This is a genomic window from Microcoleus sp. A003_D6, from assembly GCF_036702825.1.
In the GTDB taxonomy this organism is placed as follows: domain Bacteria; phylum Cyanobacteriota; class Cyanobacteriia; order Cyanobacteriales; family Microcoleaceae; genus Microcoleus.
The window spans coordinates 1-17,541 of record NZ_JAUBWA010000134.1; the positions used below are offsets into that span (position 1 = coordinate 1).

Sequence of the window (17,541 nt, forward strand, 5' to 3'; positions counted from 1 at the left end):
TATATAGTCCAAATAAAAGTCCATGACAGCAAATGTATTGTTTGTTACATTATACACCATAAAGTCAGGAGAGCCATCTCGGTATCTAAACCATTAATCGCAGACTTAGAAGTTATGTCTGTAAAGGGAGCGCGAGAACGTACCAAAAGTTTATCTTCACCTTGCTTGAAGTCAGCAACAGTATCTATTCTCCCACTCATCCAAAGCCTAAACTTGTCAGCCCCCCTGCCACCAACCAGATAATCATCACCGCTCAAGCCAAACAATAAGTCGTCGCCGGCCCCGCCAATCAGTGTTTGGATGCCGTCTCCACCAAGGAGAGTATCGTTATACCTAGAACCTATTGCTACTTCGATGCCGGAGAGCGAGTCTATGCCGCCCTGCCCGTCGGAAGCCCGACCTAACCCAGACCCGTCACCGACAGCCCCCAATTGGAGATAGACGCCAGTTCCTCCAAAACTGTAAGATACTGTGTCGATGCCATCCCCGCCATTGAGCAAGTCATTGCCGGCACGACCCGACAAAGAGTCATTACCGCGTCCGCCCAAGAGCGTCTCATTGTCGCCCCCACCCACTAAGGTGTCGTCTGCGTTAGAACCGATAACGACTTCAATGCCTGAAAGCGAGTCTACAAAGTCGGGTAATTGAGAACTGGAACGTAGCCCGACAATGATCTCAAAGCGCCAAGTAGCCCTGCCTAACCCAGAACCGTCGCCGACTTCGCCTAACTGAAGATTGATACCATCTCTTCTGTCCTCAGAGCTGTAAAATACTGTGTCGATGCCATCGCCGCCATTTAGCAAGTCATTACCGCCACCACTCCACAAAGAGTCATTACCGCGTCCGCCCAAGAGCGTTTCATTATTGGAGTTCCGGCCAACTAAGGTGTCGTCGAAGTTAGAACCGATAACGACTTCATGACCCGAAAGCCGGTCATAACCGCCCAATCCATCGGTAGTGCGGACGTACGGAGAACCGTAGTAGTAGTCCGGCCACTTATCGATGGGTTGAAGATCGATACCAGTTCTCGCACTCGTGTAAGATACTGTGTCGATGCCATCCCCGCCATTGAGCAAGTCATAGCCATCCCCGCCATCAAGCAAGTCATTGCCGCCCAAGCCCCAGAGAGTGTCATTGCCAGCCATGCCATTGATAATGTCATTGCCAGCAGTGGAAGCGGGAGGGCCGGAGAAGTTGTCAGGGCCAGCAGTGCCAGTTGTTGTTGCCATATATTTAATTTCCGATTGAGATTAAGAAACTGAAACCGTCAAAAAGGTAAAAATTTACAGTGTGAATTTTTCAAATGAACTTACTAAAAAATCCACCCAAAAAACCAACAAGTCTCCTATCTTAGGCAGCCAGGAAACTCAAAAGATATAGCTAGACTTCGGTGAGCCAGCTTGACTTTTTTGCTGAAGTTTTACGTTCTTGTTCAGTAATTTCACTGTGTCGGTATGTTATCTCTAAATCGAATACTAAGGATCGGCTCGTGTCAAATCTTTATGAAAAGCTTAAAAACAAACTTATTAAAATAACTTATGATTGCCAGCCCTATCGCCTAAAGAATAGTGTGAATTAAGGCTCAAAACCTTGACGCCAGACACCTAACACTAAACTTTGCTAATGTGAATTTTATATTTTATATTAAATACTTATCAAACCGATACTAAATCAGCAAAGATTATCATATAAAACAATCAACTTACTCAAATCGCTGAGAAGCTTAGCTTTACACAATGTTTATAAACTTACTTAAGTAAATAGGGAATTCGCCCTCAAAATAGCTGAAGCAATGTTTTTAAGATAAGTTGACAACAATCCCAATCTCGGCTAAAAATAGCAGACAATTTTAAAATTCAGATGTTCGGTAACTTTTACATTGTCTGCTATTCTTAATTCTCATCGTCCTAAAAGCTTCACCAAACCAACGCCACCAAAGTAAAGAGCCAGCACCGCACCTCCTAAAAGACTTTGCGTTAAAGGGTCAGTAGAAGGCGTTAAAACTGCTCCCAAAACGGCCGCTCCCAAGACTACATACCGCCAACCGGAGAGCATTTTGTTGGAAGAAACTATGCCCAAAAGACCGAGCAAGACTTGCACGATCGGGATTTGAAATGCTAAGCCAGTGCTGAACATTAATAATAAAACAAATTCAAAGTATTTGTCGATCGACCACAATTGCTCTACAACATCCGCCCCGTAGGTGACAAAGAAGTTGAGCGCCGCAGGAATCAAAGCTATGTAAGCAAATACTAACCCGCCTAAAAATAAGAAACTAGAACCGAAGAAAACCGGGCCGAGCAACCCGCGTTCTTTGCGAGTCAAGCCTGGGAGAACAAATAACGCTATTTGGTAAAAAATAAACGGGCTGGCGATTAGCAAACCGCTATATCCGGCAACTTTAATCGAGACAAAGAAATACTCTCCGGGAGCTAGTTGCAAAAACTTGACTGGCCCGGCCGGTACTTCTAGCAATTGTACGATCGGTCTCACATATAAAAAGCAGCCGACTACACCGATTGCGACGGCAATTAGCGAGTAGAAAAGTCGCTGCCGCAATTCTTCTAAATGGTCGAACAAAGACATCTCAACTTCGTCGGGGAGTTCGTCGAGAAATTCGTTTTCTAAGTTGCGGGAACCCATGAAACTGTCTGCAATTGGTAAAATGCTCGGTTCGAGGTTATTTTCGAGGTTATTGTCGTCGAAATTTTGTTCGGATGTCTCCAAGTCTGAGGGGGCTGTCATAAGGAATGGGAATGGGGAATGGGGAATCGGGCATCGGGCATCGGGCATCGGGCCCAAAAGCATTGGCTTCAGTTATTATAACCAACAAATAACAACCAACAACTAACTAATGACTAATGACTACTGACTAATGACTTCTTCAATGACGATCGCAATTTTGCCGATCGCGCGGCCCGTTTCGCTGTAAGCGTGGGCTGCTGCTACTTCTGCTAAGCTGTAAGTGCGATCGACAATCGGCTCAACTTTACCAGATTCGATTAATTCTCGCAAAATGCCTAAATCGCTGGGGTTGGTATCGGCTACAATTAACTTAGCTTTTTTACCAGACAAAAACCAGCTCGTTAACATCGGTGCGAGGTTGTCGAAACTCGGCAAAGTCGAGATATAAACTCCCTCCGGTTGCAGCACTTTTTCGCATTCAGCAAATGTTTTTGTCCCCACAGCATCTAAAATTATATCATATTTATCGGTTTGTTGAGTAAAGTCAATTAGTGCGTAATCTAAGACAAAATCGGCTCCCAAACTCTTGACAAAATCTCGATTTTTAGCACTGCAAACTCCCGTTACTTCCGCATTCATTGCTTTCGCAACTTGCACGGCAAAAGTGCCGACTCCGCCGGAAGCGCCGTTAATCAATACTTTGTTTCCTGCTTGAATTTGACCCAAATCCCTGAGCGATTGCAAAGCAGTTAAACCTGCGATCGGTACTGCTGCTGCTTCTGCATGAGTGATGTTTTGAGGTTTAATGGCGGCAGAAGATTCGGGTACGACAGCGTATTCGGCACAAGCGCCACCAGTCAGGGGATTTAAGCTGGTATAAACTTCATCTCCGGGTTGAAATTTGGTGACTTCCCGACCGACTTCCACGACAATTCCTGAGATGTCAGAACCGACGATTTTAGGAAAGTTAAATCCTGTGAATAGTTGCAGGTGTCCTTGCCGGATTTTCCAGTCTACGGGATTGACGCTGCTAGCGCGAACTCTGACTAACAATTCGTTGGATTTGGCGATCGGCTTGGACAATTCTCGGTATTGCAATTCCTCGGCGGAACCGTAGCGATCGAACGCAACTGCTTTCATGGCAAATTTTCCGGTCTATTTTTAATAGAACACAATACGGTTCACTTAACACTATTTATACCCCGGAGATCCCCCTAAATCCCCCTTAAGAAGGGGGACTTTGAGGGCATTCTTGTCCCCCCCTTTTTAAGGGGGGTTAGGGGGGATCTGTCTTAATTGAACCGTATTGCAATAGAACACTCAATCCTGTACAATTACAGCACATTCGATCTAAATGTGGCACAGTAAATTCAGCTAGCCTTGTAGCAGCGGGCGATCGACTTTCTTGAAGGCCGACCGACTGGGCGCAGGCGTCAGGCAATGGGTTCGCTGGCACGCCGTGCGATCGACTAGCGATTAAAATTAATAGGGACCGGATGACCGATCCCATAACCCTGAGCATAATCTACTCCCATCTCCCGCAATTTTTCTAAGATAGTCTCGTCTTCGACAAACTCAGCTATAGTTTCAAGATTCATCGCATGGGCAATACGATTAAAGCCTTCAACCAGCGCTTGAGAAATCAAATTATGACTAATATTCTTGACAAAAGCACCATCAATTTTTAGATAATCAACTGGTAAATTCATCAGATAAGCAAAGGAACTCAATCCACTGCCAAAATCATCTAAAGCAAAGCGACAACCAATCTTTTTGAGTTCGCTCATGAAATATCTGGCTTGCTCAAAGTTTGCGATCGCTGCGGTTTCCGTGATTTCAAAACAAATTCTCTGAGGGGGAACTTGGTAGCGAGAAAATTGTTCGATTAAAAACCTCAGAAACTGATTGTTACTAATGCTAGCCCCAGAAAGATTGATCGTATATAAGCCTTGACTAAGAACATCTTTCTCGGGAAAATTGTGATAGTTAGAGAAAAATTTTTCGATTACCCAACAATCGATCTCAGTTATCAAGCCGTAACGCTCGGCGGCGGGAATAAACTCATTTGGAGATACTAATTCTCCATTTTCGTCCACCATTCTGAGCAAAAGCTCATAATGCTCTACTAATGGTTTAGAGGTAATAGAGACAATCTTTTGGTAGTAGAGACAAAAACGATTGGTTTCCAGCGCTCGACTGATTTGGGAAATCAACTGCCTCTCACCACGTTGTTTAATTAGTTCGCTATCATCTAGACTATAAATATGAACACAGTTGCGGCCTCTGGCTTTGGCGGCATAACAAGCTGCATCAGCCGCTCCCAGAATATCCCTCAAATTTTGGCTTGTTTGGTCAATAGCAACAACTCCAATGCTGACTCCAATAATAAAGGTTTTGCCATTCCAAATAAACCGAAACTGATGCACTAGGTCTTTGAGTTGTTCCGCAATCTTAGCTGCTTGAGAGAGGGGACATTGACTGAGCAAAAGACCAAATTCATCACCTCCCAAACGAGCCAGCGTGTCATTAGCACGGACTCCATTTTGAAGAAGTGCGGTGATTTGGCACAGTAGATCGTCGCCAGCAATATGACCTGCGGTATCGTTAACGACTTTGAACTGGTCTAAATCTAAATAACAGAGAGCGTGCTGCTGATTGCTATCTTGACAAGAGGCGATCGCCTCAATTAGTTGCTGCTCAAATCCTCGACGGTTGATTAAACCCGTCAGAGCATCGTGAGTGGCTTCCCAAGAGATTTGACTAGCAAGATTGCGCGATTCGGTAACATCATGAAAGACGATGACTGCCCCGATAATTTGACCTTGGCGGTCTCGAATTGGTGCTGCTGAGTCCTCAACGGCATACTCCGTCCCATCGCGGGCAATGAGGATAGTATGGTTAGCTAAGCCCACAATTCGATTCTCCAACAGAGCCTTGTCGATCGGATTCTCTACTGGCTTTCGCGTTACTTCATTGACAATTACAAAGACTGTAGACAGGGGGAGTCCCTGAGCCTCATGAGCCTTCCAGCCTGTCAGTTGCTCAGCGATAGGATTGAAATATCGCACATTACCTTGAGCATTGGTAGTAATAACTGCATCGCCAATCGATTGGAGCGTCACTTGAGCTAGTTCTTTTTCGGCAAACAGGGACTCTTCGAGACGTTCGCGTTCTTCAATTTCTCTCAAGAGACGTAAATTCTGCTCTTGGAGGCTTTGTTGCAACCGTCGGATGGTTAGGTGAGTTTCGACACGAGCTAATACTTCTTCGACTTGAAACGGCTTAGCAATATAATCTACCCCACCAACAGCAAACCCCTGAACCTTATTGAAAGTTTCATTGAGAGCACTCAAAAAAATTATCGGAATGCCTGCGGTTTTCTCGTCAGATTTTAATTGTTTGCAAACTTCATAGCCATCCAAATCGGGCAATTTAATGTCGAGTAAAATTAGTTCCGTCCATGGCGATTGGGCGGCTCGGATAGCCATTGCGCCTGTTGTGGCACTGCGAACTTTATAACCATGTGCGCTCAAAGTACGGCTGAGAAGACGCAGGTTATCAGGCAGATCGTCAACAATTAAAATATTGCCTCGGTAGTTGGTAGCTGGATCGCTAACCCTATCCCTAGTTCTATCGACAATCCTACTGCTTTCCATACTTTCCTGGTAGAGCACTATAAGCCTATGACAATTGTTCGGACAGTTTTCAATCACCAACGGTATAATACGGGTTCTGAGTTCCTTACTCTGTGAAATCACAAACGGTACAATGCGGGTTTGAGTCGCTGCCCAAAAAACTGCCAGGAGTATTGCTATATGAACAAGAGTATACTTGAATTATTAGGCGATCATCTATTCACTTTACGCATAAAGAATTCGTGCATCGCAGATATCTAGGGCTGGCACGGTGGCACAGTCCCTACAAAATCTGACTTGTTCAGGTAGGGATAATCCCCCCGCGGTTGCCCTTCTTCGTTTCGCTTAACATCAGGAGAATATTTTTTCAACCCAAGCAGCCGATATAGGAACAAGCACATTTCTCAGAGGGCAAATCTACTCGTCATTGCGATCGGATGTCTCGTGCTGCTGGGTTGGCAATTTGACATCTCCCTACTCAAAAGTGGTTTTCCCGATAGGACTTCGACGATGAAGCGGGCAATGGCAGAACTCGATCGCTAAGCACTTCAGCACTCATTAATAATTCAGGTTAGCTATGATTACACAATTTTTTTCAAGTGGAGGATTCATTCCTCACGGTCACTGCTATCTCTGGCAAACAAACTTAGTAGGATTACATATTTTATCCGATGGTTTAATCGCTTTAGCTTACTACTCCATCCCCATCATGCTAATCTACTTTGTGCGACAGCGCCAAGATACTCCATTTCCGAAAGTAGTTTTTCTGTTTAGCGCCTTCATAATTGCCTGTGGTACAACTCATATCATGGAAATTTGGACGCTTTGGTATCCTACTTATTGGCTTTCTGGAGGAATTAAAGCTATTACTGCTCTGATTTCTATATATACTGCATTTGAGCTAGTGTTTTTAATTCCATCAGCCTTAGCTTTTCCTAGTCCAGCTCAACTTATTGCGGCAAATCAAGCCTTAGAGAATGAGATCGACGAGCGCAAGCGGACTGAAAACAAACGCGAACAAATTGAGGTGGCTTTACGAAACAGTGAAGAGCAGTTTCGCAAGGCGTTTGAAAATGCGTCAATTGGAAAGGCGCTCGTTTCAGTTGATGGTCACTGGGTTAAAGTCAATCCTGCCTTATGTCAGATTCTTGGCTACTCCTCAGAAGAGTTGTTAGCGTTAACTTTCCAAGACATTACCCATCCCGACGATTTAGACCTGGATCTTAGTTATGTACATCAGCTATTAGCAGGAACAATTTCAAGTTACCAAATAGAAAAACGGTATTTCCATAAACAAGGAAATATAGTTTGGAGTCTTCTTGATGTATCGCTAGTACAAGATGGACAGGGAAATCCACTGCATTTTATTTCTCAACTTCAAGAAATTACCGCTCGAAAAGAAGCTCAAAAGACGCTAGAGCTTCAGAGTGTTATTATGCATAACATGGCAGGTGGAGTGTGTTTAGTCAAAGCATCAGATATGACGATCGTCTACACCAATCCCAAGTTTGATGAGATGTTTGGCTATGCAGAGGGTGAACTCGCCGGTCAATCTGTTAGTATAATAAATTACCTCGATACAGAGATTACACCCGACAAAAGCGTTGAAGATGTTGTCACTCAAATTGAGCAGCAAGGAGAAGCAAAATATGAAGTCTACAATAAGAAAAAAGATGGAAGACTTTTTTGGTGCAGGGCTTTTACATCCATGTTTGAGCATCCTGAATATGGAACCGTATTTGTTGCGGTTCACGAGGATGTGACAGAGCTGAAACAAGCTGAGCAAGCCTTGCAAGCTACCACAAATCGCCTCAACTTTCTCCTGAACTACAGCCCCGTCATTATTTTTAGCTGTAAACCTGATGGCAATTATGCAGCAACGTTCATCAGCGAAAATGTCAAAGACGTATTGGGCTATGAAAGCATGGCGTTTTTAGCAGATGCTGAATTTTGGGTGGATAACTTACACCCAGACGATCTAGAACGAGTGCTTAATGGCTTAGCCAATCCATTCGTCAATGATTTTTATTTCCATGAATACCGTATTCGTCGCTCAGATGGGGTTTATCGCTGGATGCTCAATCACCTCAGACTAATTCGAGATCGTGCAGGTAGACCAGTGGAAATGTTGGGATATTTAATTGACATTAGCGATCGCAAACAAGCCGAGTGGGAACTTCAGCAAGCTAAAGAAGCAGCAGAAACAGCAAACCGAGCCAAAAGTATGTTCCTGTCCAATATGAGCCACGAACTCCGTACTCCTCTCAATGCTATTTTGGGATTTACGCAATTGATGAGTTACGATCCTGCTCTGACTCCCGAACTCCAAAACGATCTGGCGATCGTCAATCGTAGCGGCGAACATTTATTGGAATTGATTAACGACATTTTAGATTTATCCAAAATTGAGAGCGGAGAGATGACACTCTATCTTTCTGACTTCGATCTAAAAAAATTGCTGAATTCTATTGAAGAAATGTTCCAAAGTAAAGCCCAATCGAAACGATTGAAACTAATTGTCGAGCGAGACCCCAATCTTCCCCAATTTGTGCATACCGATGAGAAAAAACTGTATCAAGTCTTAGTCAATCTGCTCGGTAATGCGATTAAGTTTACTAATCAAGGAAGCGTCACCTTACGAGTAAGATCGGAACAGAGCGACCAAACGTCCTGTCGCCTATGTTTTGAAGTTGAGGATACTGGAGTGGGAATTGCTCCAACAGAAGTTGACAGCTTATTTAAGGCGTTCGTGCAAGCTGAAGCTGGGAATAAATTAAATCAAGGTACTGGTCTAGGTCTAGCTATCAGCCAAAGATTTGTCCAACTCATGGGCAGTCAGATTCGGGTTCAAAGCACATTGAATCAGGGCAGCATTTTTTACTTTGAAGTTGGGATAAAGTTACCTCAAGCAGTCTGCCTTGCCTCAGAATTGCCTAAACAAAGAGTGATTGGTATAGCTCCAGGACAACCAACTTACCGCATCCTTGTTGTTGAAGATGTAGAGGAAAATCGCCGCTTATTGGTCAAACTCCTTACCTCAGTCGGTTTTGAGGTGCGCGAAGCAACACAGGGAGTTGAAGCACTATCCCTGTGGGAAAGTTGGTTCCCAGACCTGATTTGGATGGATCTACGAATGCCGATCGTGGATGGCTACACAGCTACCAAACGCATTAGAGAACACCCTAATGGACAAGAGACTGTCATTATTGCTTTAACTGCCAGTGTTTTTGAAGAAGATCGAGAGAAAGTTCTTATGGCTGGTTGTGACGACTTTATCAGCAAGCCTTTTCAAGAAAGGCTCGTCTTTGACAAACTCGCTCAACACTTGGGAGTAGAGTACATCTACACAGTTGTAGGAAAAAATCCCCAAAAATTAGGTGTTGACACTTTATCTCCCGAAGATATAGCCGTGATGTCCTCTGAGTGGTTAGAAGAAATGTTTGAAGCTGCCTACGAGATTGATACCGAAGTCATGAACGAGTTGATTAAACAAATTCCCGCATCTCAATCAACCCTTTCCAGTGCGCTAATTGATTCGGTCAATAACTTTAAGTATGACCAAATTATGGAGTTAATTCTACCTCTGCTCCCGAATCCCGTTTAGTTATCGAGTTTAAGGACAAAGAAGCTATAGTGCTGTCAGCAGTGGGTATATTTCCAATAGAAATCAACAGGGGAAAGGATTTGGGAGTTTTTGGAGATGTCTGTTGCAGATATCCATCAGCATGAGGAAATTACATACACATTAGATGGAATGTGCTGTATCATATAGCAATTCTCTTTCGTTTGTGAACGGGATTTATTTTTTTTATTAACCGCAGAGGGCGCAGAGGGCGCAGAGAGAAATGAGAAAGAGAAATGATTGATTTAACTGGAAAGGTGATTTTAGTAACTGGTGGCTCGAAAGGGATTGGTGCAGTGACGGTTCGGACTCTGGTTAATGCTGGGGCTGAGGTGATTTTGCATTACTGTCGCAGTCGGAAAGCAGCGGAATCTGTAGCAGCAAGTGTCGCGGGCGATCGCTGTTATTTATTAGAAGCAGATTTGATGTCACCAAAGGCGGCTTATAGTTTGTGGCAAGATGCTGTAAAATGGCGCGGTCATATTGATATTATAGTTAACAATGCTGGGATTATGCAGTCGGCGGGTATAGAGGACGATTTCGATATTTGGTCGTCAGCTTGGCAGCAAACTCTACAAGTTAATTTAGTTGCTGTTGCTGATTTGTGCCGGGAAGCAATTCTACATTTCAAAACTCGCAGTGGCGGTACAATTATTAATATAGCAAGTCGCGCTGCTTTTCGCGGCGATGACCCGAATTATCTGCACTACGCTGCATCAAAAGGTGCGATTGTTTCTTTAACTCGCAGCATTGCTAGAGGATTCGCGGCTGATAATATTTTGGCTTTTACAGTTGCACCGGGATTTGTCAGTACGGAAATGGCAGATAAGTTTATTCGGGAGTTTGGCGAAGCAGAGATTGTGCGCGATATCCCGATCGGCAAAATCGCTCCTCCTCAAGATGTCGCCAACGTTATCGCCTTTCTAGCATCGGGTTTGGCAACCCACGCTACCGGGACTACGATCGACATTAATGGAGCCTCTTACGTGCATTGAGGCTATAATTTGAACGGGCTAGAAGCCCGTTCCACAAGAAAAAAATTTTGTGGAATGGGCTTTTAGCCCGTCCCAAAATTAAAAAATCTTGTGGGATGGGCTTCTAGCCCGTCCCAAAATTTGATTAACAGGATTTTTGCAATTTGGTTAAAATTGTAGCGTGCGGCTAATACACAAAAGCCTACCTCCAAAGACTCACGCTCGCACATTTTACCGCCAACTAATTTATCACTTTAGCCAGACGCGAAAACAGCAACAAATGAATTAATTTTATAGAAAATGCTACCTAAATGGAAACTGATTATGACAGCCGAGAACAAAGCCCAAACCAAACGAGTTGCTATCCTCATCGAAAATGGAGTAGAAGATTCCGAATTTCTAGTTCCTTACAACGCCTTAAAACAAGCAGGATTTGAAGTAGTTGTCCTCGGTTCGCGGACAAACGAAAAGTATGCAGGGAAACAAGGAAAAGTTGCCCAGCAGGCTGACGGAACTACCACTGAATCACTAGCAGAAGAATTCGATGCAGTGATAATTCCCGGCGGTATGGCTCCCGATACAATGCGGACTAACCCCAATACAGTGCGCTTTGTACGAGAAGCATTTGAACAAGGAAAAATCGTGGCAGCAGTTTGTCACGGCCCGCAAGTTTTGATTGAAGCCGACTTGCTAAAAGGCAAAAATGCGACTGGTTTCTTGGCAATTAAAACAGATATGATCAATGCCGGAGCTAACTACATCAACGAAGCTTTAGTAGTTGACGGCAACTTGATTACTTCCCGCCAACCGGGAGATTTAGCAGTATTTACCACCGCAATTCTGGCTCGCCTCGGTTACGGCGGAAAAGCAGTCGGTTTACCCGAGGAAACCGACGCCAGTGCAGAATGGTGGAAACTAGCTAATGGTTGGGGCGGTTCCACACAAGGCGACATTGTTAAAGGTTTGAATACCGCCCTCGCAGGGGAACGTTATGCTTGCGAAGCGTTTCAAAACTATGCGGAAAAAACCCAAGACAGCGATTTGCGATCGCTCCTTGCAGAAATGATCCAAAATAAACAGCACCACATCCTCGCTCTCGAAAAGCGCCTCAACGATTTCGGCGAAAAACCCTCAATTCCCGCCCAAATTGCCGACAAATACGCTAAATTAAAATCCTCGGTGCAAGGAACCGATGAAACGTTCTTGCTGCGGAGCACTCTCGGCGATTTGCAAACCGGTGTTGTCGATATCAACAACCTGCGGGCGAAGTTCACAGATCCGGTATCAACTGCCATTTTTACAGAGATAGAATCGGATTTGTCTAAGTGCGAGCAAGCAGTTGCTAAAGTCTTCCGCGCCCGTGCAGTTTCGCAGGAAATAAAAGCTCCCAAACCTTCGACTAGCCCGGCTGTAAAGATGTAACTGACAGGGGGATCGATAAGTTTGTAGTTGTGCCCAGGGGTGAAAACCCGCACTCCTGGGCGCAACTACAAACTTGCTGTGGAAAAACAAAATATACAATTTGCGGTAAAATAAAACCCAAGACTAAAAAGCTGACACTGAAGTAACTGCAAGGTGGAGAGTTTTATTAAATGGGTTCTATTTTTGTTTCAGCCGGACACGGCGGGTTTGAAGGAAGTTTGCGGGATTCCGGGGCGATCGCATTTGGCACAACCGAAGCTCAGGAACTTATTCTAACTCGGGATTTATTAGTAGCCGAATTGCGGCAGCGAGGCATAGACACTTTCTCCGTGCCGGATACTCTGAGTTTGGTAGAAACTATCGCTTGGATCAACAACCGCTGCCTCGCCGGAGATGTAGCAATAGAAATACACGCCGATGCTTTTTCTAATCCCCAAGTTCGCGGTGCCAGCGCGTTTTATATTGCCAGCAACCCCAAGCGAAAAGCAGATGCGGATTTAATCTTAAATGGCTATTTGCGTAGATGTCCAGAAATACCGAGGCGCGGCGCAAAAGCAGATACTGAAGCCGGTGTCGGCAGCCTCGGATTTTGCCGGCGCGTGAACATTCCTTCGCTGTTAATAGAAATCGGTTTTTTGACCAGTCCCGACGACTTGCGAATTATTCAAACTCGCCGCCGCGATGTCGCTCTCGGACTCGCTGACGGACTCGAAGCTTGGTTAAAAAATACCAATTTGAAACCCTTGCCGACACCCACACCTGCACCGACTCCGGCACCGACTCCGGCACCGACACCTCCCCCAAAACCTATAGTTTATCCCTTAATTAATATCCAAATCAACGGTGCGCGGTACGAAGAAAAAGGCATTTTGGTGAACGGAAATGCCTTTGTCCCTTCCGAAGTTCTAGACGTTTTCGACATCAAACCAGAGGCAGCCGATCGCCGGGTAACGTACAATGGAGTAGTGTTCGTGCGGGCGATCGATTTGCGCGATCGCGACATTTCCGTAGCTTGGGATCAGTCTACAACATCAGTATTGTTGCGATCGCGCCGCGATATCCTCTCAGGCGTGGGAAAAATCATGGGTCGCGGTTTAACTACCGCCCAACAAATCACTGTATATCTCACCAAAACTAACAGCAAAGCCCTGACAGCATTTCCCAATTTACCTCAAATTTACGTGCAAGAAGCAGCCGCAGAAGGCGTCAACCACGACGTAGCTTTTTGCCAAATGTGTTTGGAAACAAATTATCTCAACTTTGGCGGTGCAGTCAAACCACAACAATTTAACTTTGCCGACATGGGCATCATCAGCCCCACCACTTCCGGCATCTCATTTCCCGACGCCCGGACAGGAATTAGAGCACAAATTCAGCACCTAAAAGCTTACGGCAGCACAGAACCGATCAACCAACCTTTAGTTCAAGAAAACGTGCGTTTTCGCTTTGTCAAGCGCGGCGTCGCCCCCACCGTCAACGAACTTGCAGGCCGCTGGAATTCCGACCCCTTATACGGACAAAAAATCATCAATATAATCCGGCTTTTGTACGAAAATGCAGGTTTGTTATAAGCTTTTCTGCATTTGAATCAGAACTTGCGCAAAGCCTCTTGTAGGGTGCGCGCTGCGCGCCTTACCGCTATAATTAGCGCGTAAAATCACTTTTGCATCCCAGACTAAATATATCAATCTTAAATCAATCTGTATAGCTATGGTCTCCAGCAATATCCAATTTTCCGACATTCAAAATCATTGGGCGAAAATATTCATTGACGGCTTAGTAGAACGGGCAGTGATCAGCGGTTTTCCCGATCGCACTTTTCGCCCCAACACCAACCTCACCCGCGCCGAATTTGCCGCCATTGTCAGCAAAGCTTTTCCCATACCCGACAAACGGCCCTACATTCCCTTTACCGACGTTCCCGCAACTCACTGGGCCGCCGCCGCCATTCAAACAGCATTTAAAAGAGGGTTTATATCCGGCTATCCCGACAACCTGTTCAAACCCGAAAATAGGATTACCAGAGCCGAAGCATTAGTTGCCTTAATTAGCGGAATTTTTGGGTCAAATGCTGCACCGACAACTAATCTTATCCTATCAAACATCTACCAAGACAGTACCGAAATTCCCAACTATGCCAAAAAGGCGATCGCCCTAGCCACCCAATCCGAAATAGTCGTCAACTCTCCAAATTTAAACTTATTAAATCCCGCCGGAAACGCAACCCGCGCCGATGTCGCCGCCTGGGTTTATCAAGCTTTAGTTTATCTCAAAAGAGCGCCGCAAATCTATTCTCAATATATTATAGTTCTGAGTAAAGTTCCGCGACCGCAAGTTAGCGTCAGCCACCAGCGAGAATTTCGCGGAGTTTGGATCACATCCGTGTGGAATATTGACTGGCCATTGAGCAACAAACTCTCAACAGAACAACAAAAAGCCGAACTGCTAAAAATTCTTGACAGGCTGCAAGAAATGAATTTCAATGCAATTATCCTCCAAATTAGAGCAGCAGGCGACGCCCTTTACGCCTCACAATTAGAACCTTGGAGTGCGTGGCTAACAGGAACTCAAGGAAAACCACCAGAACCTTATTATGACCCTTTAACATTTGCCATTGCAGAAAGCCACAAACGCAACATCGAAGTTCACGCTTGGTTAAATCCCTACCGCGCCAAAGTTTCTTATACCCAAACCCCTCCCAACGTCAGCCCGCACATCTCTGTTACCAATCCCGAATGCGTTTATCCGTGGGGCGACGACTGGTGGATGGACCCGGGAATTGATTTAGTGCTAGAAAAAACTTACAACGTCATTTTAGACGTAGTAAAGCGCTACGATATAGACGGCGTTCACTTCGACGATTATTTCTATCCTTACCCGATTGCCGGCAAAGAATTTCCCGACAGCAAAATTTACAATAGTTATGTTTCCCGAGGCGGGAAAATGAGTTTAGGAGACTGGCGCAGGGAAAATGTTAACAAGTTAGTTAAAAGACTGGGAGAAGGAATTCGAGCGACAAAACCCAACGTTAAATTCGGCATCAGTCCCTTCGGCATATATCGCCCAGGCCAGCCGCCGCAAAGCCGCGGTTTAGATGCCTACGAAACACTTTACGCCGACGCCAAAAAATGGTTAGAATCAGGTTGGGTAGATTATTTAAATCCGCAACTTTATTGGCGCATCGACCAAACAGCTCAAAGCTATCCTGTTTTGCTGAAATGGTGGCTAGAAAACAACCCCAAAAATAGACATATTTACGTCGGAAATAACTTAGGAAAGCTCGACGGCGACAAGTGGACGGTAAACGAGATTAACAAGCAAATTGAGATTACGCGAAACTCTAAACAAAACTTAGCTTTGGGTAATGTTTTCTTCAGCATGAAAGCATTTAGCGAAAATCGACAGCAAATTTACGATAATTTCAAATCGACTACTTACGCAAAACCCGCACTCGTTCCCGCGATGCCGTGGCAAAAGGGTACTCCGCCGCCCCCTCCGACAGGAATCGAAGTAAAAAAAGTGGGAAATAGCAATGTTTTGCAGTGGAAAAATCCAGCCAATCAGAACATCCGTTCTTGGACGCTTTATCAAAAGAATGGCAATAACTGGAATCTCATCAAAATTCTCAATGCAGACACAGTACAAGTAGCGGTAGGAACGGGGATTTACGCTTTGTGCGCGGTGAGTATAATGGCCGTAGAAAGTGTAGGAGTTTTCATAGAAATAGCAGCCTAAAATATAAATGTAAGGATGAGAATGAAAAATCTGCGACTTCCCGAACAAAGACGAAAAGTTTACATAGAAATGGCTCTTCGCAGATGCCGTCCTGGTAGCGGCAGCAGCTTAGAATTTCTCAAAAAAAGAACTTGGAACCGTCCAGTGACTAACATTAAAGCTATTATCAAACAAACTCAGTTTGTTGTTGTAGGAGGAATTGCTACCAGGCTTTATATGCCAGAACGCATGACTGACGATCTAGATATTTTAGTATTGACTGATGATGCCGAAAATCTCTATCAAGAATTAGTGTCAACTGGCAGCATAAAAGTTGGAGAACTCAGCATTGGTGGTAGTAGTTGGCAACTACCAGACGGTAGTATTTTGGATGTTCTTGAATCACAACAACCTTGGGTTGTAGAAGCGATCGCAAATCCTAACATCGCCCCCGACAATTTGCCAATTATCGGATTGCCTTATTTGATCGTAATGAAATTGCAAGCGAGTCGCGGTATAGATATTGGCGACTTGACGCGGATGTTAGGAGGGGCTGATGAAACTGCCTTAGAATTAGTAAGAAAGACAGTAAAAACTCACCTTTCTGATGCGGTGGAAGACCTAGAAAGTTTAATTGTACTAGGAAAATTAGAAATGGGCGAATTACGTTAATTGTTTAGACAAGATTGCATTGATTTGCTTTCAATTCTAGAAATTATCTGCGTCGATCTGCGTTGATCTGCCTTGCATCTGCGGTTTTCGTATCAATCAAAGATTATGCAATAAGTCTAAACACTTTCCCTTGCCTTCATAGGAAGGCAACCGCAGCCAAGCCCCTCTTCCCTCTTCCCTCTCCCCTCTGACTAATAACTAATGACTTCTTCCTCTAGACAGGAGACAGCTTGGCGATAAATGCGCTATCCTGTTGCCAATATTTTTGATGTCGAGGAAAAAAAAGCTGTGGTTCCCTTACGCGATGAAAATCCCATTAATATCACTCCCTACGTTACCTACGGACTGATTGCTGCAAACATATTAGTATTTCTGTACGAACTCAGTTTGCCAGAGCGACAATTAACCCAATTTTTCTACTCTTGGGCCGTAGTTCCTTGCCAGTTAAGCAATATGTGTCCGGTAGCGCTGCCAGTTTCGCCATTTCCCGAATGGACGACACTAATTAGCTCCCAATTCCTGCACGCAGGCTTTCTCCACATTGCCGGAAATATGTTATTTCTGTGGATTTTTGGCAACAACGTAGAAGAGCGTTTAGGACACGTCAAATTTATAATATTTTACCTTACTTGCGGCGTTTTAGCCTCACTAACTCAGTGGTTTTTTTCCTCAGCATCTGCCATTCCGTCCCTGGGTGCTAGCGGCGCGATCGCAGGCGTTATGGGAGCTTACATTCTTAGATCCCACATTCCGCAGATGTGATTCATCTTACTGGTATTTTTGAGAAATTCCAGCCATCCAACTTTTTTAGTCTAAT

10 protein-coding genes and 1 pseudogene are annotated in these 17,541 nt (G+C 44.6%); 7 read left to right on the forward strand and 4 right to left on the reverse strand.

Annotated elements, in window-relative coordinates; translation table 11 throughout:
• Positions 1–44: 44 nt before the first annotated feature.
• The 4 genes from QUB70_RS26935 to QUB70_RS26950 all read right to left on the reverse strand — a co-directional run bounded on the left by QUB70_RS26935 (position 45) and on the right by QUB70_RS26950 (position 6,341).
• The gene (locus QUB70_RS26935) at positions 45–1,229 is read right to left on the reverse strand and encodes a calcium-binding protein (protein ID WP_332984572.1); all 1,185 of its coding nucleotides are present in this window, start codon (positions 1,227–1,229) and stop codon (positions 45–47) included.
• A gap of 670 nt (positions 1,230–1,899) precedes the next feature.
• Positions 1,900–2,745 (reverse strand): twin-arginine translocase subunit TatC, encoded by an 846-nt coding sequence (tatC, locus tag QUB70_RS26940; RefSeq protein WP_332984574.1) that lies wholly within the window; start codon positions 2,743–2,745, stop codon positions 1,900–1,902.
• Positions 2,746–2,865: 120 nt separating this feature from the next.
• Positions 2,866–3,825 (reverse strand): NAD(P)-dependent alcohol dehydrogenase, encoded by a 960-nt coding sequence (locus QUB70_RS26945; RefSeq protein ID WP_332984575.1) that lies wholly within the window; start codon positions 3,823–3,825, stop codon positions 2,866–2,868.
• A 329-nt stretch (positions 3,826–4,154) separates the two neighbouring features.
• Complete coding sequence (locus QUB70_RS26950; RefSeq protein ID WP_332984577.1) at positions 4,155–6,341, reverse strand: EAL domain-containing protein; 2,187 nt, start codon at positions 6,339–6,341, stop codon at positions 4,155–4,157.
• Positions 6,342–6,897: 556 nt separating this feature from the next.
• Between QUB70_RS26950 and QUB70_RS26955 the strand changes: the two genes are divergently transcribed.
• The 7 genes and pseudogenes from QUB70_RS26955 to QUB70_RS26985 form a co-directional block, all read left to right on the forward strand.
• Positions 6,898–9,924, forward strand: a complete 3,027-nt coding sequence (locus tag QUB70_RS26955) for a PAS domain S-box protein (protein WP_332984578.1) — start codon at positions 6,898–6,900, stop codon at positions 9,922–9,924.
• Between the two features lie 254 nt (positions 9,925–10,178).
• Entirely contained in the window at positions 10,179–10,937 is a 759-nt protein-coding gene (locus QUB70_RS26960) for an SDR family NAD(P)-dependent oxidoreductase (RefSeq protein WP_332984580.1), read from the forward strand.
• Between the two features lie 303 nt (positions 10,938–11,240).
• Complete coding sequence (locus QUB70_RS26965) at positions 11,241–12,338, forward strand: DJ-1/PfpI/YhbO family deglycase/protease (RefSeq protein ID WP_332984581.1); 1,098 nt, start codon at positions 11,241–11,243, stop codon at positions 12,336–12,338.
• A gap of 170 nt (positions 12,339–12,508) precedes the next feature.
• On the forward strand, positions 12,509–13,909 hold the full coding sequence (gene tftA, locus QUB70_RS26970; RefSeq protein ID WP_332984582.1) for a hormogonium tapered terminus morphoprotein TftA: 1,401 nt from the start codon (positions 12,509–12,511) through the stop codon (positions 13,907–13,909).
• A gap of 139 nt (positions 13,910–14,048) precedes the next feature.
• The gene (locus QUB70_RS26975; protein ID WP_332984583.1) at positions 14,049–16,073 is read left to right on the forward strand and encodes a glycoside hydrolase family 10 protein; all 2,025 of its coding nucleotides are present in this window, start codon (positions 14,049–14,051) and stop codon (positions 16,071–16,073) included.
• Positions 16,074–16,094: 21 nt separating this feature from the next.
• Positions 16,095–16,724: a hypothetical protein gene (locus QUB70_RS26980; protein WP_332984585.1), complete on the forward strand. Its 630-nt coding sequence runs from the start codon at positions 16,095–16,097 to the stop codon at positions 16,722–16,724.
• Positions 16,725–17,012: 288 nt separating this feature from the next.
• Positions 17,013–17,465, forward strand: a pseudogene (locus tag QUB70_RS26985) (rhomboid family intramembrane serine protease); the annotation flags it as partial.
• Between the last annotated feature and the right edge of the window lie 76 nt (positions 17,466–17,541).